The 24,305-nt window shown below is 70.9% G+C and carries 21 protein-coding genes; 16 read left to right on the top strand and 5 right to left on the bottom strand.

Annotated elements, in window-relative coordinates; all coding sequences use genetic code 11:
* Positions 1–142: 142 nt before the first annotated feature.
* From AWQ68_RS15820 to AWQ68_RS15765, 12 genes are all read left to right on the top strand, one after another.
* Positions 143–1,456, top strand: a complete 1,314-nt coding sequence (locus AWQ68_RS15820; RefSeq protein ID WP_066941056.1) for an ammonium transporter — start codon at positions 143–145, stop codon at positions 1,454–1,456.
* Complete coding sequence (locus AWQ68_RS15815) at positions 1,453–1,791, top strand: P-II family nitrogen regulator (RefSeq protein WP_066941054.1); 339 nt, start codon at positions 1,453–1,455, stop codon at positions 1,789–1,791. The genes AWQ68_RS15820 and AWQ68_RS15815 overlap by 4 nt, the downstream gene beginning before the upstream one ends.
* A 4-nt stretch (positions 1,792–1,795) precedes the next feature.
* Positions 1,796–4,072 carry a [protein-PII] uridylyltransferase gene (locus AWQ68_RS15810; RefSeq protein ID WP_066941052.1) on the top strand — a complete coding sequence of 759 codons (2,277 nt, stop codon included), beginning with the start codon at positions 1,796–1,798 and terminating at the stop codon, positions 4,070–4,072.
* 147 nt (positions 4,073–4,219) lie between these two features.
* The gene (locus AWQ68_RS15805; RefSeq protein WP_084464045.1) at positions 4,220–7,429 is read left to right on the top strand and encodes a sensor histidine kinase; all 3,210 of its coding nucleotides are present in this window, start codon (positions 4,220–4,222) and stop codon (positions 7,427–7,429) included.
* Positions 7,426–7,845 carry a roadblock/LC7 domain-containing protein gene (locus AWQ68_RS15800; protein WP_066941048.1) on the top strand — a complete coding sequence of 140 codons (420 nt, stop codon included), beginning with the start codon at positions 7,426–7,428 and terminating at the stop codon, positions 7,843–7,845. Before AWQ68_RS15805 ends, AWQ68_RS15800 begins: the two co-directional genes overlap by 4 nt.
* A 26-nt stretch (positions 7,846–7,871) precedes the next feature.
* Positions 7,872–8,231: a DUF742 domain-containing protein gene (locus AWQ68_RS15795; RefSeq protein WP_066941046.1), complete on the top strand. Its 360-nt coding sequence runs from the start codon at positions 7,872–7,874 to the stop codon at positions 8,229–8,231.
* Positions 8,232–8,250: 19 nt separating this feature from the next.
* Complete coding sequence (locus tag AWQ68_RS15790; protein ID WP_066941310.1) at positions 8,251–8,796, top strand: GTP-binding protein; 546 nt, start codon at positions 8,251–8,253, stop codon at positions 8,794–8,796.
* Positions 8,797–9,117: 321 nt separating this feature from the next.
* Positions 9,118–10,242 (top strand): polyamine ABC transporter substrate-binding protein, encoded by a 1,125-nt coding sequence (locus AWQ68_RS15785; protein WP_066941044.1) that lies wholly within the window; start codon positions 9,118–9,120, stop codon positions 10,240–10,242.
* A 434-nt stretch (positions 10,243–10,676) separates the two neighbouring features.
* Positions 10,677–13,763 (top strand): nitrate- and nitrite sensing domain-containing protein, encoded by a 3,087-nt coding sequence (locus AWQ68_RS45725; protein ID WP_066941043.1) that lies wholly within the window; start codon positions 10,677–10,679, stop codon positions 13,761–13,763.
* Complete coding sequence (locus AWQ68_RS15775) at positions 13,760–14,182, top strand: roadblock/LC7 domain-containing protein (protein ID WP_066941041.1); 423 nt, start codon at positions 13,760–13,762, stop codon at positions 14,180–14,182. The genes AWQ68_RS45725 and AWQ68_RS15775 overlap by 4 nt, the downstream gene beginning before the upstream one ends.
* A gap of 60 nt (positions 14,183–14,242) precedes the next feature.
* Complete coding sequence (locus AWQ68_RS15770; RefSeq protein ID WP_169808931.1) at positions 14,243–14,641, top strand: DUF742 domain-containing protein; 399 nt, start codon at positions 14,243–14,245, stop codon at positions 14,639–14,641.
* On the top strand, positions 14,622–15,224 hold the full coding sequence (locus tag AWQ68_RS15765) for a GTP-binding protein (RefSeq protein ID WP_084464042.1): 603 nt from the start codon (positions 14,622–14,624) through the stop codon (positions 15,222–15,224). The genes AWQ68_RS15770 and AWQ68_RS15765 overlap by 20 nt, the downstream gene beginning before the upstream one ends.
* A 43-nt stretch (positions 15,225–15,267) precedes the next feature.
* Here the strand turns inward: AWQ68_RS15765 and AWQ68_RS15760 are convergent, their stop codons facing one another.
* Genes AWQ68_RS15760 through AWQ68_RS15740 form a run of 5 tightly spaced genes read right to left on the bottom strand, consistent with a single transcriptional unit; the run spans position 15,268 to position 19,634 of the window.
* Entirely contained in the window at positions 15,268–16,266 is a 999-nt protein-coding gene (locus AWQ68_RS15760) for a methyltransferase (RefSeq protein WP_066941040.1), read from the bottom strand.
* Positions 16,263–17,054 (bottom strand): ABC transporter ATP-binding protein, encoded by a 792-nt coding sequence (locus tag AWQ68_RS15755; protein ID WP_066941038.1) that lies wholly within the window; start codon positions 17,052–17,054, stop codon positions 16,263–16,265. The genes AWQ68_RS15760 and AWQ68_RS15755 overlap by 4 nt, the downstream gene beginning before the upstream one ends.
* Positions 17,055–17,063: 9 nt before the next feature.
* Positions 17,064–17,852, bottom strand: a complete 789-nt coding sequence (locus AWQ68_RS15750) for an ABC transporter permease (protein ID WP_066941036.1) — start codon at positions 17,850–17,852, stop codon at positions 17,064–17,066.
* Positions 17,849–18,622 carry an ABC transporter permease gene (locus AWQ68_RS15745; RefSeq protein WP_066941034.1) on the bottom strand — a complete coding sequence of 258 codons (774 nt, stop codon included), beginning with the start codon at positions 18,620–18,622 and terminating at the stop codon, positions 17,849–17,851. The genes AWQ68_RS15750 and AWQ68_RS15745 overlap by 4 nt, the downstream gene beginning before the upstream one ends.
* A gap of 19 nt (positions 18,623–18,641) precedes the next feature.
* Entirely contained in the window at positions 18,642–19,634 is a 993-nt protein-coding gene (locus AWQ68_RS15740) for an ABC transporter substrate-binding protein (RefSeq protein WP_066941032.1), read from the bottom strand.
* Between the two features lie 415 nt (positions 19,635–20,049).
* Here AWQ68_RS15740 and AWQ68_RS15735 point away from each other — a divergent pair, with 415 nt between their 5' ends.
* Genes AWQ68_RS15735 through AWQ68_RS15720 form a run of 4 tightly spaced genes read left to right on the top strand, consistent with a single transcriptional unit; the run spans position 20,050 to position 24,212 of the window.
* Entirely contained in the window at positions 20,050–22,827 is a 2,778-nt protein-coding gene (locus tag AWQ68_RS15735; RefSeq protein WP_245655934.1) for a sensor histidine kinase, read from the top strand.
* On the top strand, positions 22,824–23,249 hold the full coding sequence (locus AWQ68_RS15730) for a roadblock/LC7 domain-containing protein (protein WP_066941029.1): 426 nt from the start codon (positions 22,824–22,826) through the stop codon (positions 23,247–23,249). The genes AWQ68_RS15735 and AWQ68_RS15730 overlap by 4 nt, the downstream gene beginning before the upstream one ends.
* A gap of 2 nt (positions 23,250–23,251) precedes the next feature.
* A complete protein-coding gene (locus AWQ68_RS15725) occupies positions 23,252–23,635 on the top strand; it encodes a DUF742 domain-containing protein (RefSeq protein WP_066941027.1) in 384 nt (127 codons plus the stop codon).
* A 19-nt stretch (positions 23,636–23,654) separates the two neighbouring features.
* On the top strand, positions 23,655–24,212 hold the full coding sequence (locus tag AWQ68_RS15720; RefSeq protein WP_066941304.1) for a GTP-binding protein: 558 nt from the start codon (positions 23,655–23,657) through the stop codon (positions 24,210–24,212).
* Positions 24,213–24,305: the final 93 nt, after the last annotated feature.

Raw genomic sequence — 24,305 nt, 5'->3', positions numbered from 1 at the left:
ACATATGAGGTCGCGGCGTGAAACGGCGGAAGAACAACCTGTGGCCAACGTCAGTGCGCCAACCGGTCGACGATGCCCTGGACGGACGCAACTGAGCGCGTGAATAGCCGGCCACATGGCAATGTAAGGAGGGCCGCGATCGATGGACAAGATCGATACCGGCACCACGGCCTGGATGATCACAGCCACCGCGCTGGTGTTGCTGATGACTCCCGGGCTCGCGTTCTTCTACGGGGGCATGACCAGGGCGAAGAGCGTCCTGAACATGATGATGATGTCCTTCGTCAGCATCATCACGGTCAGCATCGCTTGGGTCCTCTACGGATACTCGCTGGCCTTCACCAGCAGCGGCAACGGAGTCATCGACAAGGTCGTCGGCGGCCTCGACGCCCTCGGCCTGCAGAGCATCATCGGCACCGCCACGAAGGCGGAGGGCGGGATGCCGAGCATGGTCTTCTCCGCCTTCCAGATGACCTTCGCCATCATCACCGTCGCGCTGATCAGCGGCGCCATCGCCGACCGGGCGAAGTTCGGCGCGTGGGTGCTGTTCTCGGTCGTCTGGGCGACGGTCGTCTACTTCCCGGTGGCCCACTGGGTGTGGGGCGGCGGCTGGCTGGCCGGCCTCGGCATCGAGGACTTCGCGGGCGGCACGGTGGTCCACGTCAACGCCGGAGCCGCGGGGCTCGCGCTCGCGCTGGTGCTGGGCAAGCGGGCCGGGTGGCGTAAGGACCCGATGCGCCCGCACAACCTCACCCTGGTCCTCCTCGGCGTCGGCCTGCTGTGGTTCGGCTGGTTCGGCTTCAACGCGGGTTCGGAGCTCGCCGTGGACGGCACCGCCGGGCTGGCGTTCATGAACACCCAGGTCGCCACGGCCGCCGCGGCGGGCGCCTGGATCCTGGTGGAGAAGCTGCGCGACGGACACTCCACCACGCTCGGCGTGGCGTCCGGCGCGGTCGCCGGCCTGGTCGCGATCACCCCGGCCTGCGGCTTCGTCGATCCGTGGGCGGCCCTCCTTCTCGGCGCCGTCGCCGGAGCGGTCTGCGCGTACGCGGTGGGACTGAAGTACCGCCTCGGCTTCGACGACTCGCTCGACGTGGTCGGCGTCCACCTGGTCGGCGGCGCGATCGGCGCGGTCGCGCTCGGCTTCATCGCCCGCTACCCGTTCGCGGACGGCCAGGAGAAGGGCCTGCTGTACGGCGGTCCGCTCTCGCAGCTCGGCGTCCAGGCGCTCGGCCCGGTGGTCGTCGGCCTCTACTCCTTCGCCATGGCGTGGATCATCGGAAAGATCATCGACAGGACGATGGGCTTCCGGATCAGCCACGAGGAGGAGGTCGCCGGCATCGACATCACGACGCACGCCGAGACCGGCTACGACCTCGGCACCGTCCACGCCTCCGGCGTGGCCTCCCTCAACGGGCCGGCGGTCCCGGCCGAGGTCAGGAAGGTGGACGTATGAGACTCATCACCGCGGTGATCAAGCCGTTCAAGCTCGACGACGTCAAGGCGGCGCTTGAGCAGTTCGGCGTCAAGGGCATGACGGTCAGCGAGGCCAGCGGGTACGGCCGCCAGCGCGGGCACACCGAGGTGTACCGCGGCGCGGAGTACCAGGTGGACCTGGTCCCCAAGGTCCGGGTGGAGGTGCTCGCCGAGGAGGACGACGCCGAGGACGTGATCGACGTCATCGTCAAGGCCGCCCAGACCGGCAAGATCGGTGACGGCAAGGTGTGGTCCGTGCCGGTGGACACGGTGGTCCGGGTCCGCACCGGCGAGCGCGGGCCGGAGGCCCTGTAGTCCCATGACGAGAGGGGACGCTCGCTCGTTCGCCGCCGCGCGCAAGGAGCGCGCGGCGGACGTCGACAGGTGGCTCGCCGATCTGCTCGGTGCGGCGTGCGCGCGGCCGTACGCCCGGGACGGGCGCGCCGCCGCCGATCGGAGCGCGTTCGGCGGCGTCGCGCTCGTCGCGGTCGGCAGCCTGGGGCGGGGGGAGCTCGCCCCGGGCAGCGACCTCGACCTCGTCCTGCTGCACGACGGCAGGGACGACGTGGGCCGGATCGCGGACCGCCTCTGGTATCCGATCTGGGACTCCGGCGTCGGGCTCGACCACTCGGTCCGCACGCCCGACGAGGCGGCCGAGGTGGCCCGCGAGGACCTGAAGGCGGCGCTCGGCCTCATCCAGGCCAGACATGTCGCGGGCGACGCCGAGCTGACCCGGGCGCTGCGCGAGGCCGTGCTCGCCGACTGGCGCGCCCGCTCCCGGCGCAGGCTGGCCGAGCTGAGGGAGGCGGCCGACCGGCGGGCCGGGGCGAGCGGTGAGCTGGCCTTCCTCCTCGAACCCGACCTGCGCGACTCGCGGGGCGGGCTGCGGGACGTGCAGGCGATGCAGGCCGTGGCCGCCGCCTGGGTGGCCCCCGCGCCCGGCCCCCGGGTCCGGGAGGCGTACGAGCTGCTGCTGGACGTGCGGCACGCGCTGCACCTGGTCACGGGACGCGGCGCGGACCGGCTGGTGCTGCAGGAGCAGGAGGCGGTCGCGGGCGGCCTCGGCCTGCTGGACGCCGAGGCCCTGATGCGCCGCGTGGCCGAGGCGGGGCGCACGATCTCGCACGCGTTCGACGCGACCTGGCGCACGGTGGACCGGCTGCTGGTCGGCCCCGCGCCGCGCGGGCGGCGGCCGCTCGCCGACGGCGTGGTCGAGCACGGCGGCGAGGTGGTGCTCGCCCGGGACGCCAGGCCGCGTACGGACTCCGTCCTCGTGCTCCGCGCCGCCGCGGCGGCGGCCGGGGCCGGGCTGCCGATGGCCCCCGCGACGGTGTCCACGCTGGCCGCCCAGTGCCCGCCGCTCCCCGTGCCGTGGCCGAAGGAGGCCAGGGACGCCCTGGTCTCGCTGCTGGGCGCGGGACGCGCCGCGGTGCCCGTGTGGGAGGAGCTGGACCAGGCGGGCGTCCTCGTGCGCCTCATCCCCGACTGGGAGCGGGTACGGCACCGCCCGCAGCGCAACCCGGTGCACCGGTACACCGTGGACCGGCACCTGATCGAGACGGCCGCGGCGGCCGCCGCGTACACGCGCGAGGTGTCCCGTCCCGACCTGCTGCTCATCTCGGCCCTGCTCCACGACGTGGGCAAGGGATGGCCGGGCGACCACTCGGTGACGGGCGAGGTCGTCGCCAGGGACATCGGCTTCCGGATGGGCCTGCCGCCCGCGGACGTGGACGTCCTGGCCAGGGTCGTCCGCCACCACCTCCTGCTGCCCGAGACGGCGACCCGGCGCGACCTCGACGACCCGCTGACCGTCTCCCGCGTGGCGGAGGCCGTGGGCTCCCGCGAGGTGCTGGAACTCCTGGCCGCGCTCGCGGTCGCGGACGGCAACGCCACCGGCCCGGCCGCGTGGAACTCCTGGAAGGCGTCGCTGGTCGCCGACCTGGTGCGCCGGGTGCGGTCGGTGCTGTCCGGCGCGCCGCCCGCGCCCGCGCCGGTCCTCTCGCCCGAGCAGGCCGCGCTGGCCCGGCACGGCGGCGGCGCGGTACGGGTCCACGGCGGCGCGGTCACCGTGGTGGCGCCGGACCGTCCGGGACTGCTGTGGCACGCGGCCGGGGTGCTGGCCGCGCACCGGCTCGTCGTCAGGTCGGCCGCCTCGGCGTCGGCCGGCTCGACCGCCGTGATCGAGTTCGCCGTCGTGCCCGAGTACGGCTCGCCGCCGGACCCGGCGGCGATCGAGGCCGACCTGCCCCTGGTGCTGGCCGGACGCCTGGATATCGAGGGGCGGCTGGCCCGCCGGGCCGGCGCGATGCGGCGGCCGCGCGTCCCCGTCGCGCCGCCGCGGGTCACGCTGGTGGACGACGCGTCCAGCACGGCCACGGTGGTCGAGGTGCGGGCACATGACCGTCCGGGGCTTCTGTGGCGAATTGGGCGGGCTTTCGGCGAATGTGGCCTTGACGTGAGAGCGGCCCGGGTGGAGACTCTCGGCGCGGAGGCCGTGGACGTCTTCTACGTCGTCGATCGGGCCGGCAGGCCTCTCGTGGACGTTGAGCAGCGGGGTGACGTGCGGCGACACGTGCTCGCCGCTGTGTTGACCTAGCTGGAGACGTAGGCCGGAGACGCAGGGGAGAGACCCCTTACCAGTTGGTAACAATTCTGTGCGCCCTTGAGGGCGAATCGCCGGTAATCGTGACCTTGTGGTCGAATTGTCCGCGTTTGAGTAGCGGTGTCACTTCATGCTGTCGGGATGCGTGAGGGCATCCCGAGAATGGCGGGGCCGGTGAGTACGGAGCAGCGGAGCGTCAGTGGCGCGGAGGAGACGGCCGAGACGCCGAGCGGTGCATGGGCGCGGCGCCTGTCACCCCGGAACTGGCGCGTTCCCTCGCGGCTGACCGCCTTGATCGTCGCCCCGACCCTGGTGGCGGTGCTCCTCGCGGGAGCCAAGGTCGTCGACTCGATGGACAGCCTGAACGGATACCAGCGGATGAGCTCCGCCGCCGAGTACTCCGTACGGCTTCGCGACCTCGCGCAGCAGCTCGCCATGGAACGCGACCTTTCCGCGCGCGGCGGCGACGCGAAGCGGGTCTACAACGTGGACGGGACCACCAAGCTCACGCTCGCCGACCAGCACGGCGTGGTCGACGGACTCGCGCGGAAGGTCGCGGCCGACCTCGCGAAGATCGACGACGGCTACGGCGTGCGGGCCGTGCAGCTCGCCGAGCAGGCGGGGAACCGGCTCTCCGGCCTGGAGAACGTCCGTGAGAAGGGCAGCGAGGAGGACTACGGCGGCATCATCTCCGGCCTGCTGCGGCTGCACGACGAGCTCGGCCAGAGCGGCGACGACGCCGTCGTCGTCGCCGACATGCGGGCCCTGGGCGCGCTGGCCAACGCCAAGGAGGAGGCGTCGCGGCAGCGCCAGATGCTGACCAGGGAGCTGCTTGAGCCGAACCAGCGGTTCACCGCCTACGAGCTGCGCGACTTCATCGCCTCCCAGTCGCGCCAGCAGGGGTACATCGAACGCTTCTACGCCGAGACGAACTCCGCCGACGCGGCCGTCCTCGCCGGGCTCCTCAACGACAAGGACGTCGTGGACGCCGAGCTGACGAAGTCCTGGGCGATCACCTTGGCGATCCAGAACGTCTCCCTCAGCGGCTACAAGTCCAGGGACCGCATGCTGGTGCGCTGGTTCCAGCACAGCACCAAGACGATCGAGCAGCTCGAGGTCGCCGAGAAGCGGCTCTCCACGGCCGTCATCGACCGCGCCACCGGCCTGCAGTCGGCCGAGCAGCGCAACGCGCTGATCGCCGTCGGGCTGATCCTCGCGCTGCTCATGCTGGTCCTCGCCACCACCGTGCTCATCGCCCGCTCGATGGTCCGGCCGCTGCGCCGGCTGCGCGCCGAGGCCCTGGAGATCGCCGGAACCCGGCTCCCCGAGGTCGTACGGCGGATGCGCGAGTCGGACAACGCCGCGGACGCCCCTGAGGTGCAGCCCATCGACCTCGGCACGGAGGACGAGATCGGCGAGGTGGCCCAGGCGTTCGACGAGGTGCACGCGCAGGCCGTCCGGCTGGCCGCCGAGGAGTCCCGGCTGCGCACCCACGTCAATGCCATGTTCGTGAACCTGTCGTGGCGGACCCAGACGCTCGTCGAGCGGCAGATCTCGCTGATCGACGGCCTGGAGCGCGGCGAGCAGGACGGCCGCCGCCTCGCCGACCTGTTCAAGCTGGACCACCTGGCCACCCGCATGCGCCGCAACAGTGAGAACCTCCTGGTCCTCGCCGGGCACGAGCCCGCGCGCAAGCGCAGCAAGCCGGCGCTCCTGGTCGACGTCGTACGCGCGGCCTTGTCGGAGGTCGAGGACTACGAGCGGGTGAACATCCGGGTCCACCGCTCCGCCTCGGTCGCCGGGCACGCCGCCAACGACTCCGTCCACCTGATCGCGGAGCTGCTGGAGAACGCGATCGCGTTCTCGTCCGACCGCACCAAGGTCGTGGTGTCGAGCGACCGCATCGAGGGCGGCGCGGTGCTGCTCTCGGTGTGCGACTCCGGGATCGGCATGTCCCCGGAGGAGCTGGCCGAGGCCAACCGCAGGCTCTCCGAGCCGCCCGCCGTGGACGTGTCCGTCTCCCGGCGGATGGGGCTCTTCGTGGTCGGCCGCCTCGCGCAGCGGCACGGCATCCGGGTCCAGCTCCGCCCGGGTGACAGCGGCGGGTTGATCGCCATGGTGCTGTTCCCCGCCACGCTCGTCGTCGGCGACGAGCGGAGCGCGCCCGCGCGCCCGGGCGACGCCGTACCCGCGAGCGGCCAGAACGGCCTCGCTCAGATCACGGGGCCTGCTCCGGCGCAGTCGCCGGGCGGCGGGCTCGAACCGGCCCAGGGCGGAGCCCTCCCGGCTCGGGGAGCTCGGGGCGCTGCCGTACCGGGTCAGCGGGACGCACGCACTCCCGCTCCGGGCGCCTCCAACGCGGCCGCGCACGAAGCCGCGGGGATCTCGGCCGCCGACGCGTCGTCGGGCCGGGCGAACGGGCTGCCGACCCGCAAGCCCGCCGCCAGCGGCTTCTCGGCCTCCGGCGGAGCCCAGATCGCCACCGGCGGGTTCTCCGCCTTCGGCGACCAGGACCGGCAGGACACCGAGAGCTTCTCCGCCTTCGGGAACGCCGGCCGGGCGGCCGACGACGGTGCCGCGGCGCAGCCCGGCCGGGGCGCGCACGCGGGCTACCCGGCCCGCCACTCCGACCAGAACGGACGTCCCGGCGCCGGGCACTCCGACCCGACCGGGCGCGCGGACCGGCCGGGGATCGCCGGATCGCGGCCGTCCACGCCGGAGCCGCCGCTGAGCATGCCGAGGTTCACCGAGCACTCGGGCGCCTTCCCCGTCGGAGGCGCGACCCCGATGCCCTCGCCGGTCTCCGACGACACGCACCTGGAGCGGGGGGACGAGTTCCTGCCGATCTTCGCCGCGGTCGAGTCGGCCTGGTTCCGCCGTCCCGCCCAGCCGGCCGCGGGCGCCGTACGCGCCGACGGCGGCGCGACCGACGCACGGCGGACGCCGGGCGCCGACGCGACCTCGGGCACGGCCACCGGCACGACTGGGACCTACGGCACGACTGGGGCCTCCGGCACGACCGCGGCCGGGCCGTCCGGGAACGGCGTGGCCGGCGCGGCGCGGGGAGACTGGGGAACCCAGGCGGACAGCGGATACCGGGCGGCCGCCGCCGTGAGCGCTCCCAGCACGGGCGGCGTCACGGACGCGGGCTTGCCGAAGCGGACCCCCAGGGCCAATCTTGTGCCTGGTTCGGTGGACGCGGCGCGGGGCACTCCACCCGCGGCCAGACCGGCGGTCTCGCCGGATCTGGTTCGCAGCCGACTGTCCAGCTACCAGCAGGGTGTACGGCGCGGCCGGGCCGACGTGTCCGGCTCCGGCGCCGCGCCCGGTAATGAGGAGGAGAGCTCGTGACCGCGCTCAGCGTTGAGGCACGCAGGTTCGACTGGTTGATCACGGAGTTCGTCAGCGGCACCCCGGGGGTCGCGCACGCCGTGGTCGTGTCGGCGGACGGCCTGCGACTGGCCAACTCGGACGGGTTCCCGCCCGACCGCGCCGACCAGCTCGCCGCCGTGTCGGCGGGGCTGCTCAGCCTGACCGTGGGCGCGTCCCGCGTCTTCGACGGCGGCCCGGTGACGCAGACCGTGGTCGAGATGCAGCGCGGACTCATGCTGATCATGGCGATCAGCGACGGCTCGTGCATGGCCGTCCTCGCCGCGGCCGACTGCGACATGGGCCTGGTGGCCTACCAGATGACGTTGCTGGTCGAGCGGGTCGGTCAGGTGCTCACCCCGGCGCTGCGCGCCGAGCTGCAGTCGGCCCGGCGCTGACCCTCGGTCCATGGGAGACAACAGGCATGCGCCCTGGTGAGGCGGAAGAGGACGAGCCCCTCTTCCGTCCGTACGCCGTCACCGGCGGTCGATCCGAGCCGCGTTATCACCTGGCGATGGAGACCCTCGTATCTTCGGTGACCCTGATGAGCGATGATTACACCCTGCTCAGCCCCGAGCAGGAGTCGATCATAGTGCTCTGCCGTTCCGTCCGTTCCGTCGCGGAGATCTCCGCGCTGCTGCGGGTCCCGCTCGGCGTGGCCCGCGTGCTCATCGCCGACCTCGCCGACGAGGGCCTGGTCCGTCTGCACATGCCGCAGCTCGACCAGGGACAGCCCGACGCCAACCTGCTCGAAAGGGTGCTCAGTGGACTTCGCAGGCTCTAGCCAGGGCTCTCAGCGGGGCCTGACCTCGACGAAGATCGTGGTGGCGGGCGGTTTCGGCGTGGGCAAGACCACGTTCGTCGGCGCGGTCTCGGAGATCATGCCGCTCACGACCGAGGCCGTGATGACCGACGCCAGCGCCGGCATCGACGACCTGGGCCTCACGCCCAACAAGACCACGACCACCGTGGCGATGGACTTCGGCCGGCTCTCCCTGGCGCAGGACCTGATCCTCTACCTGTTCGGCACGCCCGGTCAGCACAGGTTCTGGTTCATGTGGGACGATCTCGTCCGCGGCGCGATCGGCGCGGTCGTGCTGGTCGACACCCGCAGGCTGGCCGACTGCTTTCCCGCCATCGACTACTTCGAGGAGGCCGGGCTGCCCTTCGTGGTGGCGATGAACGGCTGGGACGGCGCCTACCAGCACTCGATCGACGAGGTCAGGGAGGCGCTGGCGCTCGCCCCGCACGTGCCCGTGGTCAAAACGGACGCGCGCTCGCGCGAGGCGGTGAAATCCACGCTGATCAGCCTCGTGGAGTACGTGCTCCGCACGCGGGCGGGGTACTGACTCCGCCGGCCTCTCGGCGCGTCCTCCGAGGCGCGCCGGCCGCGGTGGGGCCGGGCGTGGGGCGTGCTGAACCGGAAGCGAGAGGGAGCCGAAAAGGCTTGGTGGAGCGCCCCTTAATGATGGCCTTTGTGGCTTAATGTCCGATTTCTGACAACGGTCACAAGCTGCGCCATGTTGAACACGGATTCAAATCAAGTCGCCCACTGATCGCTAACGCTGTCCGATAAGTCTTGCTTAAACCTGGTTGGGGCTGCAACACTCCTCCTTTGGCCTGCCCTTTGCAGAGCTCTCCAAGATCTGAATCCCGAAGGAGTTACGGTCGTGTCCCGTACCCGGTACACCCGTCGTCTTCCGGCTGCCGCCGTCGTGGCCGGTCTTGCCCTTGCCCTGGCAGCGTGCGGCTCGGAGGGCACAGGAGCCGGGGCGGCTCCCGCCGCGTCCGCCGACAAGCTGGACCCCAACGCGGACCTGAAGAAGCAGTCCCTCAACATCACCATCTGGGACGGCTACTCGCCCAAGGACCTTCCGACCAAGGTGGAGCAGAAGCTCGGCTTCCCGATCAAGATCGCCATCCACGACACGAACGAGACGGCGATGGCCAAGCTCACCGGGAGCCCGGACAACGGCGGGTTCGACGTCGCCTTCGTCTCCGGTCAGTACGCCCAGGCGCTCAACGAGCAGGGTCTGCTCGAGCCGCTGCACCACGAGCTGATCCCCAACCTCGCGAACCTCTACCCCGAGGCGTCCGAGCTGTCGTACGACAAGGGCAACAAGTTCTCGGTCCCCTACACCTGGGGCACCACCGGCATCTGCTACCGCAGCGACCTGGTGAAGACGGCGCCGACGAGCTGGAACGACATCCTCAACCCGGCGCCGGAGTACAACAAGAAGGTCACCATGATGACCACCGAGCGCTGGCTGGCCCTGCCGGCCCTCAAGTCGCTCGGCTACTCCATCAACACCGCCGACGACGGCCAGATCGCCAAGGCGAAGGATCTCCTGCTCAAGGCCAAGAGCCACCTCCTCGCGTACGACGACACGACGTTCGGCGACCGGCTCAAGTCCGGCGAGGCCGTCATGGCCGAGGCGTGGGACGGTTGGTGCCCGGAGAACGAGAAGAACATCAAGTTCACGGTGCCGAAGGAGGGCAGCGACCTCTGGGCGGACACCATGGTGATCTTGAAGACCTCCAAGAACAAGGAGGCGGCGCACGCCTTCATCAACTACATCCTGGACCCCGAGATCCACAGCTGGCTGTCCGAGAACATCATGTACAAGGCCCCCAACAAGGCCGCGATGGAGAAGGTCAACCCGGCCACCCTCCAGTCGTTCCCGTCGCTCAAGTTGAGCCCGGCCGACCTGCTCCAGGGCGAGTCGATCATCGACCTGGGCGCCGACTCGACCAAGTACACGCGCCTGGCGACCGAGGTCGCGGCGCAGCAGTGACGCGCGCGATCCGCGGCTGATCTCGCGCGCGAGCGCATGGACCCGGCGCCTCCCCTCAGGGGGGCGCCGGGACCGTTACAACGCAAGATCCAGCCGATATGGATCGCCCGGGCGGACCCAAATACAGTCCCAAACATCCCGTTCTGAGGGAATAAAGGCGCGATTGAGCGCGGTGCGCGTTTGGCCGATCTGGTAATGGTGTGTTCCAATTACCCTCGCTTCAATGAGATCCCTGGCATCACAGCCGCCTCGCGGCTGGGGGCCATGGCTGCGCGTATATGAGCTTCGGCAAGAGGTTGCGAAAACCCGTGAGTACTCAAGAACCCCAGGCTGCCCCGGAGCCGGAGGCCGCACCGGTTTCCACGCCGGCCTCCGCGCCGGCGTCCAAACGCGCTTCCGGTGACGGCGGTTGGTTCCGGCTGGGGAACTGGAGGGTGCGATCCCGGCTCATCGCGCTCATCCTGCTTCCCACGGTCGTCGGTGTGCTCCTCGGTGGCATCCAGCTCGCCGACGCGGTCAACACATCGGTCCAATACCGGCGCATCAACGAGGTCGCCGGCCTGGTCCAGGCCGTGGGTGCCCTGTCACACGAAGTCGCGGTGGAACGCGACTACACCGCCTGGTACACGGCGGCCAACCGGAGGTTGGCTCGGCTGGCCCAGGTGAAGAACATCCGGCAGGAGACCGACAAGGCCAAGCAGGCCGTCGTCGAGAAGATCCAGCAGCTCGACAGCGGCCACTCCGCCCGTGTGCGGAGCCGGGTCGAGGACATCCAGCGCTGGATTGACGGCCTCCCCGGTCTCCGCAAGCAGTTCGACTCCAACGGCGTCCCCGCCCGAGCCGTCCTCGGCACGTACAAGAGCATGATCGAGGCGTTCACCGGGCTGGCCGACGAACTGCGCACCGCGACCGGCAACGACCGGATGTTCGCCGACGGCGTCGCCCTCGGCGCGCTCACCCGTGCCCAGGAGCAGCTCGCCCGGCAGCGCGGCATCCTCACCGTCGGCCTCGCGGAGAAGTCGTTCACCAACGACGACCTCGCCGACTTCCTCGGAGCCCGCCAGGCGCAGGAAAGCAACTTCGAGACGTTCCAGAAGGAAGCCTCGGCCGACGACGCCAAGTTCTACACGCAGACGGTCAAGGGCATCCAGATCGAGAAGGCGTACTCCCTCCGAGCCGGCGCCCTCGCCCAGATGCGTGAGTACAACCGGATCATCGACCTGGACCGCACCCGCAGTGACGACCTTCGCCTGTGGTTCGAGACGATGACCACGACCGTGGACAAGATGAACACCGTCGAGCAGCGCCTCGCCGGGTCCGTCGTGGCGCAGACGCAGGCCATGGCCGACGACGAGCAGCGCCTCGCGATCATCTCCGGTTCCGCGATCCTCCTGCTCCTCGGCCTGATGCTGCTGATCACCACCGCGGTCGCCGGTTCGCTCACCCGGCCGCTGCGCCGCCTGCGCCGCGAGGCCCTGGAGATCGCCGGTTCGCGACTGCCGCGCACGGTCCAGATGCTGCGTGAGTCGCAGGACGAGTCGCTCAAGGTCGAGGTCGCGCCGATCCAGGTCACCACCCGCGACGAGATCGGTGAAGTCGCCCGGGCCTTCGACGAGGTCCACCAGGAGGCCATCCGCCTGGCGGGCGACGAGGCCCGGCTGCGCAGTAACGTCAACTCGATGTTCGTGAACCTCTCCCGCCGTACGCAGACGCTGGTGGAGCGCCAGCTCGCCCTGATCGACGGGCTGGAGCAGGGCGAGCAGGACGAGGGGCGTCTCGGCAACCTGTTCAAGCTGGACCACCTGGCGACCCGCATGCGCCGCAACAGTGAGAACCTGCTTGTTCTCGCGGGCCAGGAGCCGGCCCGCCGGTGGGGCCAGCCGGTCCCGGTCGTCGACGTCGTCCGCGCCTCCCTCTCCGAGGTCGAGAACTACGAGCGGGTGAGCCTGCAGGTGACCGCGGGCGGCGCGGTCGTCAGCCAGGCCGTCAACGACGTCGTCCACCTCGTCGCGGAGCTGGTCGAGAACGCCATTTCGTTCTCCCCCCGCGAGACGAAGGTCGTCGTGTCGAGCAACCGCATCGACGGCGGCGGACTCATGATCTCCGTCAGTGACCTGGGCATCGGCATGACCGCCGAGGAGCTGGCCCAGGCCAACTGGCGGCTGGCCAATCCGCCGGTCGTGGACGTGTCGGTGTCCCGGCGCATGGGCCTCTTCGTGGTCGGCCGCCTCGCGCTGCGCCACGGCATCCGGGTGCAGCTCCGCCAGCAGGACGCGGGCGGCCTCACCGCCATGGTGCTCCTGCCCGAGGCGCTGCTCGCCCAGCAGGGCGGACCGGCCTTCCCCGGCATGCCGCCGGCCGAGCCCGCCGCGCAGTTCGGCGCCCAGTTCGACCCCGCCGCGTTCGACGCGGCCCCGGCGCTGGGCAGCCCGACGTCCTTCGACGCGCCGAAGCGCACGCCCATGATCGGTTCGGACGCCCCGGGCGTCGGCGCCCCCGGTGCCGACCCGTTCGAGCGCGGCCCGTTCGACACCTTCGGCGGGGACAAGGAGCCGTTCGCCAAGAGCGCGTTCGGTTCCGACGGCCCCGGGGAGCCAAAGCTGCCGACGCGTAAGGCCTTCGAGGCGCCGGCCGCCCGCGACCCGTTCGATCCCCCCGCCACCGGGCGGAACCCGTTCGACCCGCCGCCGGCGACCACGCGAAACCTGTTCGATCCGCCTCCGTCCGAGCGCGGTGCGGACTCCGACCCCTTCGGGAAGAGCCCGTTCGCCGCGGGCGCCCCGGAGCCGGAGCCGTTCGCGCCCAACCCCTTCGATCCGCCTCCGTTCGAGCGCGGCAAGGCGACCGGAGCTCCCGTCGACACGCCGTGGCCCGGGCACCTGCCCGCGCCGGGCAGCTCCTCCTGGCCCACCCCGCCCGGGGACTCCGGCGGCTGGCCGGTCGCCCCCGCGACGGGGGGCGCCTCCGGCGCCGGTTCGTTCGAGTCGGACTCGGACAACACCGGCCCCCTCCCGGCGATCCGCAACTCGCCGATGGAGGACCAGCCGGAGGAGTTCCTGCCGATATTCGCGGCGGTCGAGTCCGACTGGTTCAGGAAGGTCGAGCCCGGCACGGAAGAGGCGGCCGAGAAGGACTCCATCAGGGAGGCCGACGAGGCCGACGCCCGGCAGTGGTCGTCCCCCGCTGACGCGGGATGGCAGGCCGCCAAGGCCGCCAGCGACCCGTCGCTCGGCGGGGTCACCTCCTCCGGCCTGCCCAAGCGGGTCCCCAAGGCCAACCTGGTGCCGGGATCCGCGTCGGCGATCGCCTCCAGCGGGGCGTCGGTGTCGGCGGCGCCGGCACCCCCGCCGCCCGCGCCTTCGCTCTCGCCCGACCGCGTACGCAACCGGTTGTCGAGCTTCCAGCAGGGCATCCGGCAGGGACGCGCGGTGGCGCGAGGAGAGGTCAGCGGTGAGCAGGGTTATCCAGGGGCGTCGCCGTTCAGCGGCGGCGGCCCGGACACTGACAAGGAGGACGCATGAGGGAGATGAGCCAGGCGGCTCGCGGCATCAACTGGCTGATCACTGACTTTGTGAACAACGTTCCCGGCGTGGCCCACACGGTGGTGGTGTCGGCGGACGGTCTGCCGCTGGCGTTCTCCGATGGGTTCCCGAAGGACCGGGCGGACCAGTTGGCGGCCGTGGCGGCCGGGTTGATCAGCTTGACGCAGGGCGCCTCTCGGGTGTTCGAGGGGGGTCCGGTCACGCAGACCGTGGTGGAGATGCAGCGCGGCCTGCTTCTGATCATGTCGATCAGTGACGGGTCGTGTCTCGCGGTACTCGCGTCCGCGGACTGCGACATGGGTCTGGTGGCGTACCAGATGACGCTGCTGGTGGATCGTGCGGGACAGGTGCTTACCCCCGCGGTACGCGCCGAGCTCCAGGCGTCCCACCCCAGATAAAGGTGATGACAGGAGGACGTTGTGGCAGGCGGCGGCTGGACGGATGAGCCCTACCCGCCGGTGGACGACGCCCACCGGCACTATGGCGGGACGAACCCGATTTCCCAACCCGGGCCGGCGGAGCCGAGTTCACTGGTGCGCCCATACGCGGTGACCGGTGGGCGTACGGCACCGCGTCTCCAACTCGCCATGGAGGCACTCGTGTCCTCCATGACCTCGACTCACCAGGATCTGTCGATCCTCACGCCGGAGCGGCAGGCGATCATCACGCTCTGCCGGCAGATCAGGTCTGTGGCGGAGGTCTCGGCGATGCTGCGGATCCCGCTGGGCGTGACTCGCGTGGTGATCTCCGACATGGCGGCGGAGGGGCTGGTGCACGTGCACCAGCCGCAGTTGGACGCTGGTAAGCCGGATCTGAACTTGCTTGAAAGGGTGCTCAGTGGACTTCGCAGGCTCTAGCCAGGGCTCTCAGCGGGGCCTGACCTCGACGAAGATCGTGGTGGCGGGCGGTTTCGGCGTGGGCAAGACCACGTTCGTCGGCGCGGTCTCGGAGATCATGCCGCTCACGACCGAGGCCGTGATGACCGACGCCAGCGCCGGCATCGACGACGTCGGCCTGGTGCCGCACAAGACCACGACGACGGTCGCGATGGACTTCGGCCGCGTCTCCCTGGACCAGGACCTGATCCTCTATCTGTTCGGCACGCCCGGTCAGCACAGGTTCTGGTTCATGTGGGACGACCTCGTACGCGGCGCCATCGGCGCCGTCGTGCTGGTCGACACGCGGCGGCTGGCCGACAGCTTCCCCGCGGTCGACTACTTCGAGGAGGCCCAGCTCCCGTTCGTCGTCGGCATCAACGGCTTCGACGGGCAGTACCCGCACAGCGAGAACGAGGTCCGCGAGGCGCTGAGCCTCTCCTCGCACGTCCCGATCGTGCGGACCGACGCCCGCACGCGCGAGTCGGTCAAGACCACGCTCATCACGCTGGTCGAGCACGCCCTCACCATGCGGGTCGCCGTACCCGGCTGGGGCGGCCGCTGACCGAGCCCCGGCACGCGTACGCGCGCGCCGGGGCCGGCGTCCGTCAGACGGGCAGCGCCTCGATCAGGCTCGCGCCGGCCGGCAGCGGCAGCACGCGGGAGAGCGACAGGCCGGAGGCGGCGAGCAGTTCCGCGTACTCGCCACGGGTGCGTTCCCTGCCGCCGAACAGGGCGAGCATCCGCAGGTCGATCTCCTTGCCGATGTGCGGGGAGTCGTCGTCGGGCAGCACCATCTCCAGCAGCAGCACCCGTCCGTCCGCGGACATCGCCGCGCGGACGTTGCCCAGGATCCGCAGGGCGTCCTCGTCGTTCCAGTTGTGGATGACGCTCGCCAGCAGGTAGGCGTCGGCGGCGGGCACGCCGGCGAAGAAGTCACCCGGCGCCAGGTCGCACCGGTCGCCGAAGCCCCGCGCCTCCAGCGACGCGCGGGCCCCCTCCACCACGTGCTCCAGGTCGAAGAGAACGCCGCGCACCGTGGGATGGGTCGCGAGCACCGCGGCCAGCAGGTGCCCCTTTCCGCCCGCCACGTCCACGAGGGTCTTCACGTCCGAGAAGTCGTAATCCGCCGCGAGCGCCGCTCCGATCGGCGCGGCCCGGGTCCCCATGTAGTCGTTGAACTCCCGCGCCGCCTCCGGACGCGCCGCCAGGTAGTCGTAGTACGGCCCGTTCCGCTCCACGAACACCGATCTGCCCCGCCGTACGGACTCGGGGAGCAGGCCGAGCGCCTGCCAGTAGCCCTCCTCCGCCATCACGCGCACGGCCGGCCGCATGCTGCCCGGCACGTCGCCGCGCATCACCTGGCCGGCCTCGGCCAGCTCGTACACGTGCGGAGCGACGGAGCGCACCACGCCCATCGCGGCGAGCTCGCGCATGACCCGGGCGAGAGCCGTGGCGTCCGCGTCGCACAGGGCGGCCAGGTCGGTCACGCCGAGCGGGCCGGCGGCCAGATGGTCGGCGCAGCCCAGCTCGGCCATGGCGGCGAGGGCGCCGAACCGGGAGAGGCCGACGATGGCGTCCCAGACGGGCCCGGTGGAGTCGATCACTTCTTCTCCAGAACTGAGGTGGATTCGGTGGTGTGGCCGGTGTGGCCGCCCCGGACGAGGCGGCCGACTTCGGCGCGCAGCCGGACGAAGGCGTCGAGCTGCCTGGTCGCGATCTGGTCCCGCGTACGGCCGAGACCGATCACCAGGTCGGCCGCGACGACCGCCGGCGACCGGGTGAGCACGACGACCCGGTCGCCGACGTACACGCTCTCGTCGATGTCGTGGGTGATCAGCAGGATCGTGATGCCATGGTGGGCGCACACGTTCAGGACCAGGTCCTCCAGGTCCTCGCGGGTCTGCGCGTCCACCGAGCCGAAGGGCTCGTCCATGAGCAGCAGCGACGGCCGGTAGGCGAGCGCCCGCGCGATGGAGACGCGCTGCTGCATCCCGCCGGACATCTCCCACGGGTACTTGCTCCCCGCGTCGGCGAGCCCGACCTGGTCGAGGGCGGCCATCGCGGCCTCCCTGCGCTGCCGCCGGTCCATGCCCTTGCGCCGCAGCGGCAGCGCGACGTTGTTCGCCGCCGACATCCACGGGAAGAGCGACCGGCTGTAGTCCTGGAAGACGATCGCCAGGTCGTCCGGCGTCCGCTCGACCGGCCGCCCGCCGAGCGTGATCCGCCCTCCGGACGGTCTGATCAGCCCGGCGATGGAACGCAGCAGCGTGGACTTCCCGCACCCCGACGGGCCGACGACGCTGACCAGCTCGCCCTCGGCCACGGAGAGGCTCACCCCGCCCAGCACGCGGTGCGAGCCGTACGAGTGGACCAGATCGGTGATCTTGAGCACGGGACCTTCCTAGGTAGTCTGCCTGGCACCCCGGTGCCAAGCCAGCACGCGCCGTTCCACCAGCAGGAACGCGGAGTTGAGCAGGTATCCGAGCACGCCGAGCAGCACGATGCAGCCCCACATGTCCGGATAGAGATAGCTGCGCTGGGTGTAGAGCAGCCGGTAGCCGATCCCGTCCGTGCCCGCGAAGATCTCGGCGATGACCATGAGGATCAGCGCCAGGGAGAGCGCGAGCCGCAGTCCGGCGAAGATCTTCGGCAGCGCGGACGGCAGGATGACCCGCCACAGCCGCTCGGCCGCGGAGAACCCGAAGATCCGCGCGGTCTCCAGGTGCTGGCGGTCCACCGTACGCGCGCCGTCGATCGTGTTGAGCAGGATCGGCCAGACCACCCCGAAGACGATCGTGGCGAGCTGGGCCGGTGTGCCGAGCTTCAGCAGGGCCAGGAAGAACGGCACGAGCAGCGGAGGCGGTACGGCCCGGCCGAGCTGGATCAGCGGGTTCACATAGTCGGACAGCCGGGGCGAGCACCCGATGGCGATCCCGGCCGCGACGCCGACGATCGCGGTGATCAGCCAGCCGGAGAACAGCCGGGCCAGGCTGGGGCCGAGGTCGGCGAGCGCGTCGTCCGTCAGCAGGAGGCGGGAGAGCGGCCCGGAGAACCACATCTCGTGCATCCGCGCGAGGATGGCCGACGGGGGAGGGAAGAACGGCTGCTCCGCCGCGCGCGTGACGACCTCCCACACCACGAGCGCGACGGGTACGAGCCACAGGCGGCCGAGAGCCGTGACGACCTTCATCGGGCTCCTCCGGTGCGGACGTGGTGCCAGCGGAACAGGCGGCGCTCCGCCGCCACCATCACCGCGTCGGCGACCAGGCCGAACAGGCCGGCCCACAGGGTGGCGGCCAGCATGAGATCGACGCGGCCGCCGCTCGCCGCCTCGGTGATGTAGATCCCGACGCCCTCCGAGCCTCCGGCCATCAGCTCCGCGCTGATCGCCAGGATGACGGCGATGCCGGACGCGACGCGGATCCCGGTGGCGATGAACGGCGCGGCGCTGGGCAGCGCGACCCGGGCCAGAACCGAAACCGGACCGAAACCGAAACTCCGCAGCGTCTCCTTGGCGAGCGGGTCCACGTCCTTCAGTCCGTAGATCGTGTTGATCAGCACCGGCCAGGACGCCGCGTACACGATGACCGCCAGCTTCAGGTGCAGGTTGTCGCTGAAGAGCAGGATCGCCAGCGGGATGACCGCGACGGAGGGGATCGGCCGGAGGAACTCGATCAGCGGGCGCGTCGCCGCCTCGGCCCGCGGCAGCGTGCCGAGCAGCAGCCCGGCGGATACGGCCAGCGCGACCGTGAGCAGCAGCCCGAGGGCCCAGACGGTGAGCGTGGCCCCGGCGTCGGCGAGGAATTCGGGGTCGGCGACCAGGCCGGTCGCCGCGCCGAGGACCGTGGACATGCGCGGCAGGAACCGGTCGTCGACCAGCCCGCTCAGCCCGACGAGCTCGGCGACGGCGAGGAACCCCGCGACGCCGGCGGCGCCGCGGAGCACTCGTGCGTAGTCCATGATCTGACGGTCGTCCCCGTCAGCTCGCCGGAGGAGCGATGATCATGGACTTCACGTCGAGGTCGGTCTTGAGGTATCCGTACTCCTTCATGAGGGCCGCCACCCGCTGGAGCCGGGTCTCGCTCAGCGACGTGGGGTAGGAGCCGAGGGCGATGACCGCCGCGGTGGGCGCGTCGATCTTCGTGTAATTCGGCAGGACCTCTTCCACGATTTTGCGGTCGTTCGCCACCAGCTCCTGCGCTTTTCCGAGGGCGCGCTGGAATGCGGCCATGGTATTCGGATATTTATTGGCGACCGATTCTGTGGTCAGCCATCCGGCGACCGGAAGGTCCTGGGTGGGTCCGGCCATCTCGTCGGAGATGATTCTCCCGCCCGCCTTCGATTCCACGGTGATAAACGGTTCGACCATAGCGGCCGCATCGACCTGACCGTTTTCCAGGGCCGCCGGCATGTCCGGATAGTTCTTCTCGACGAACTGGTCCTGCGTGGCCGTCACTCCGGCCACCTTCATCTGCACCTCGGCCGTGAACTGGCTCACGTTCCTGACCGTGTTGACCGCGATCTTCTTGCCCTTGAGGTCGGCGGCCGATTTGATCGGGGAGTCCTTTTTCACCATGATGACGAAGGCTCCGGGCGCCGCGCCGTAGCTGTCGGCGACGTACTTGAACTTGCCCGCGCCCTTCTCCTGGGCGAGGAAGGTGCCGATGTAGGCGCCGAGCGTGAGGTCGATGCTGCCGCCGAGCAGCTTCTGGATGCCGACCGCGCCGCCCGCGACGACCTCGGGCTTGATGTCGAGGCCCTCCTCCTTGAAGAAGCCCCTGTCGATCGCGACCTGCAGCGGAGCGATGTCGGGGACCGGAATGGTGCCCACGACCAGCGTGGTCTTCTCCAGTCCGCCGCCGGCCGCGGCGCCGTCCGAGGACGGTGCGGAGGTCTTATCTGAACCGCCGCAGGCGGCGAGGGCCAGCATGGCCGCGACGCCGACGGCGAAGGTTCGACCCATAAGTCGCATGGAGTCTCCTTGGCATGGGGAAGAGGCGCGCCCGGCCGGGACGATGATCGCGGAAGGCGGGCGACGGGCGAGAAGCGTACAGCAGTCAAAACTTCCTAACAGGGAATAAGTCGCCTATGTCGCTAAACTCGTCAATAAATCCACTATGTCCAGTAATTGGCGAATGGGGAATTGGACCGGTTTCATGGCCGGTCTCAGCTTGGGGCCCCAGTAGCTCTCGGTGGTCCTTCCTGGGTATCGCTCTCCGCGCTTCCTCTGTGCCGAATTCGACGGGCCGTTGGAACGGTCGAAAATAGCCGAGCGGTTTGGTAATCCCTCCCCTTTGTGCTCAAATTGCCCCTGACTCGTGGCAGGTTTCCCGAGCGAACCCCTTGAAAAGCCCCTATGGAAAGACCAGCGCGAGAGGTTGCGACCTGTGAGGACAGCAACGATCGAGAGCGGTCGCCGCGCCGAGCCGAGTCCGCCCGGCGAGCCGGTCGCAGGCGGTGCGCCCACCGCGAGCACGCCGGAACCGGAAACCGGCAGCCGATGGGCGTTGAAGAACTGGCGCGTGCGCACCCGCCTGCTCGCGCTGATCGTGCCGCCCACCCTGATCGGGATGCTCCTCGGCGGTTTCCGTGTGTCCGGCTCCATTTCCGAGGCCGCCGAGTACCAGCGGGTCCGTCAGATGATCGAGTTGGTCGGCAGCATCGGTGAGCTCACACACGAGCTCCAGCTCGAACGCGACATGTCCATCCGCTACATCGCACTCGACCGCCGCGGCGGCGCCTTCCTCTCGCCCGTACGCCGCCAGCAGGGCGCCGTGGACACCGCCGTCGAGCAGGTGCGGGTCAAGATGCAGGCCGCCGCCGACGCCTTCGGCGGCATCGGCCGGCAGGAGGTGGTCCGCGCCCGGGGCCGGCTGGGGGAGATGCCCGCCCTGCGGGAGACCGTGCTGGAGAGCCGGCTCCCGCCGCTGCCCGCGATCAACAAGTACTCCATCGTCATCTCCGACCTGCTGCGCCTGTACGACACGGCCGCCGAGGGCGTCGTGGACGAGGATCTCAACGCGAGCATCAAGGCGCTCGGCTCCCTCGTCCGCGCCAAGGAGGAGGTGTCCAGGCAGCGGGCGCTGCTGGCCGTCGGACTGGCCCGCCAGCAGCTCGACCCCTCCGAGCTGGACGCGTTCACCGCTGCACGCGCCGGTCAGGAGAGCGAACTCGCCGGGTTCTTCGCCGAGGCGAGCACCGTCCAGCGGCAGCTCTACAGCGACACGGTGACCGGCCAGAAGATCGACCGCGCCGCGTTCCTGGCCGAGCGCGCCCTCTCCATGGCGAAGGCCGGGCGTCCGATCCGCGCCCTCGACCGCGGATCCGACGAGCAGCGGTGGTTCGACGCGGCCAGCGCCCGGACAGACAGCATGCGCAAGGTCGGCGAGACGCTGGCCGACGCCATCATCGCCAAGAGCATCGCACTGGAGCGGGAGGCCCGCTCCGGCGCCGTCTCCAACGTCGTTCTCGTGATCGGGCTCCTGCTGGTCGTCGTGCTCATCACCACCGTCATGGCCCGGTCGCTCGTACGGCCGCTGCGCCGGCTGCGCACCGAGGCCCTGGAGATCGCCGGGCAGCGCCTGCCGGAGACCGTCCAGCGGCTGCGCGAGTCCGAGAGCGCGGACGGTCCGCCGCCGGTCCAGCCGCTCGGCGTCGCCTCGGTCGACGAGGTCGGCGAGGTGGCGCGGGCCTTCGACGAGGTCCACCGCGAGGCCGTACGGCTGGCCGGCGACGAGGCGCGGCTCCGCAGCAACATCAGCGCCATGTTCGTGAACCTCTCCCGCCGTACGCAGACGCTGGTGGAGCGGCAGATCGCCCTGATCGACGGGCTGGAGCAGGGCGAGCAGGACGAGGGGCGTCTCGGCAACCTCTTCAAGCTGGACCACCTGGCGACCCGCATGCGCCGCAACAGTGAGAACCTGCTGGTTCTCGCGGGCCAGGAGCCGGCCCGCCGGTGGAGCCGGCCGGTCGAGGTCACCGACGTCGTACGCGCCTCCCTCTCCGAGGTCGAGGGCTACGAGCGCGTCGTGATCAACGTGCCGGCCGAGGTCGCGCTCGCCGGACAGGCCGTCAACGACGTCATCCACCTGCTCGCCGAGCTGGTCGAGAACGCGCTCTCCTTCTCCTCGCGCGACACGCGGGTCATCGTCTCGGGCAACCGCATCGACGGCGGCGGCGTGATGATCTCGATCACCGACTCGGGCATCGGCATGGCCGCGGAGGAGATCTCCCAGGCCAACTGGCGGCTGGCCAACCCTCCGGTCGTGGACGTGTCCGTCTCCCGGCGGATGGGCCTGTTCGTGGTCGGCCGCCTCGCGCTGCGCAACGGCATCCGCGTGCAGCTGCGACCGCACGACAGCGGCGGGCTCACCGCGATGGTGCTGCTGCCGGAGTCCCTCGTCGGGCACCACGAGCCCCCCGCCCCGGCGCACGCCGGCGCATTCGCGGGCGCGTTCGCCGGTCAGGCCGCCGTGTACGGCGGGCCGCAGGAGCCAGGCGTGTGGGGCGCGCCGCCCGACCCGTCCGCCTGGGCCGGCCCGCCCGACCCGCCCTCGTGGAGCGGCCCGATCGATCCGTCCCCCTGGACCGCCACCACAGGCGACGTTCCCGGCGAGCGGTCCGATGCCGTGTCCGGCGGCTGGCAGCCGCCCGGCGCCGCGATACCGCCCCAGGACACCCCGATCCGGATGCGGCCCAGACGCGACCTCGGCGCCGACGACGCCACCGGGCCGCTGCCCGCGGTGCCCGGCTCGCCGCCCATGGAGGCGGAGCCGGAGGAATTCCTGCCGATCTTCGCCTCGGTGGAGTCGGCCTGGTTCCGCCGGGCGCCCGCGTCCGAGGACGGCCCGGAATGGGGCGCCCAGGAGAACGTCGAGGCGGGCTGGCAGGCCGCCGACGCCGCGGTGCGCCAACCGGCCTCCGAGGGGAGCACCGCCTCCGGCCTGCCCAAGCGGGTCCCGCGGGCCAACCTCGTCCCCGGCTCCGCCGGATCCGGCGGAGCCGGCGGCCCGGTTGCCTCCCCGCCGCCCGCCCTGTCCGCCGACCGTGTACGCAGCCGGCTCTCCAGCCTGCAGCGCGGCGTACAGCAGGGGCGCGCGGTGACCAGAGGCGAACTGAGCGAGGACCAGGGATATCCCGGCCCGACCAATGTGGAGGACGCATGAGAGAGATGAGCCAGGGGGCTCGCGGCATCAACTGGCTGATCAGCGACTTCGTGGGATCGGTCCCCGGCGTCGCGCACGCGGTGGTGGTGTCGGCGGACGGCCTGCCGCTGGCGTTCTCCGACGGCTTCCCCAGGGACCGGGCCGACCAGCTCGCCGCGGTCGCCGCCGGCCTGATCAGCCTGACTCAGGGCGCCTCGCGCGTGTTCGAGGGCGGCGCGGTCAACCAGACGGTGGTCGAGATGCAGCGCGGGCTGCTTCTGATCATGTCCATCAGCGACGGCTCCTGTCTCGCCGTGCTCGCGTCCGCGGAGTGCGACATGGGCCTGGTGGCGTACCAGATGACGCTGCTGGTGGACCGGGCGGGACAGGTGCTCACCCCCGCCGTACGTGCCGAGCTCCAGGCATCACACCCGAGGGGCTGAGCATGGGCCAATGGGGGCAGCCGTACGGCGGCGCCCCGCTTCCCCAGGAGCCCTCCTCGCCGGTGCGCCCGTACACCGTCACAGGAGGCCGCACGGCTCCCCGCATGCGACTCGCCCTGGAGGCCCTGGTCTCCTCGGCCACGTCCACACACCTCGATCTCTCCGGCCGCCCGCCGGAATACCGCGCGATCAGCGCCTTGTGCCGCCAGGTGAGATCGGTGGCGGAGGTCTCGGCGATGCTGCGGATCCCGCTGGGGGTCGTCCGCGTGGTGATCGCGGACATGGTGGCCGAGGGGCTGGTGCACGTGCACCAGCCCCAGTTGGACGCGGGCAAGCCGGATCTGAACTTGCTTGAAAGGGTGCTCAGTGGACTTCGCAGGCTCTAGCCATGGCTCTCCGCGTGGCCTGACCTCGACCAAGATCGTGGTGGCCGGCGGTTTCGGTGTGGGAAAGACCACGTTCGTCGGCGCGGTCTCCGAGATCGTGCCGCTCACGACCGAGGCCGTGATGACGGACGCGTCCAAGGACATCGACGACATCGGCCTGGTGCCGCACAAGACCACGACGACGGTCGCGATGGACTTCGGCCGCGTCTCCCTGGACCAGGACCTGATCCTCTACCTGTTCGGCACGCCGGGCCAGCACCGGTTCTGGTTCATGTGGGACGACCTGGTACGCGGCGCGATCGGAGCGGTGGTCCTGGTCGACACGCGGAGGCTGGCGGACAGCTTCCCGGCGGTCGACTACTTCGAGGAGGCCCGGCTCCCGTTCATCGTCGGCATCAACGGCTTCGACGGGCAGTACAGCCACTCGGAGGAGGAGCTGAGAGACGCGCTCACGATCTCCTCCCGGGTCCCCGTCGTACGGACCGACGCCCGCAGCCGGGAGTCGGTCAAGAGCACGCTCATCACCCTGGTCGAGCACGCGCTCACCACCCACGTCGGCAGCGGCGGCGGTTGGTGACGCCACACGCTCGCGGCGCGCGGCCCGCCTCCCGCGCCGACGCCCGGGACCGGCCGCGCGCTCCGCGCTCGGGCACGCATCCCGTACGTGCGG

It is taken from the genome of Microtetraspora fusca, from assembly GCF_001570365.1.
GTDB classification, from domain to species: Bacteria; Actinomycetota; Actinomycetes; order Streptosporangiales; family Streptosporangiaceae; genus Microtetraspora; species Microtetraspora fusca.
Note: the sequence above shows the minus strand (reverse complement) of the source record. Positions and strands in the feature narration are given on the sequence as shown.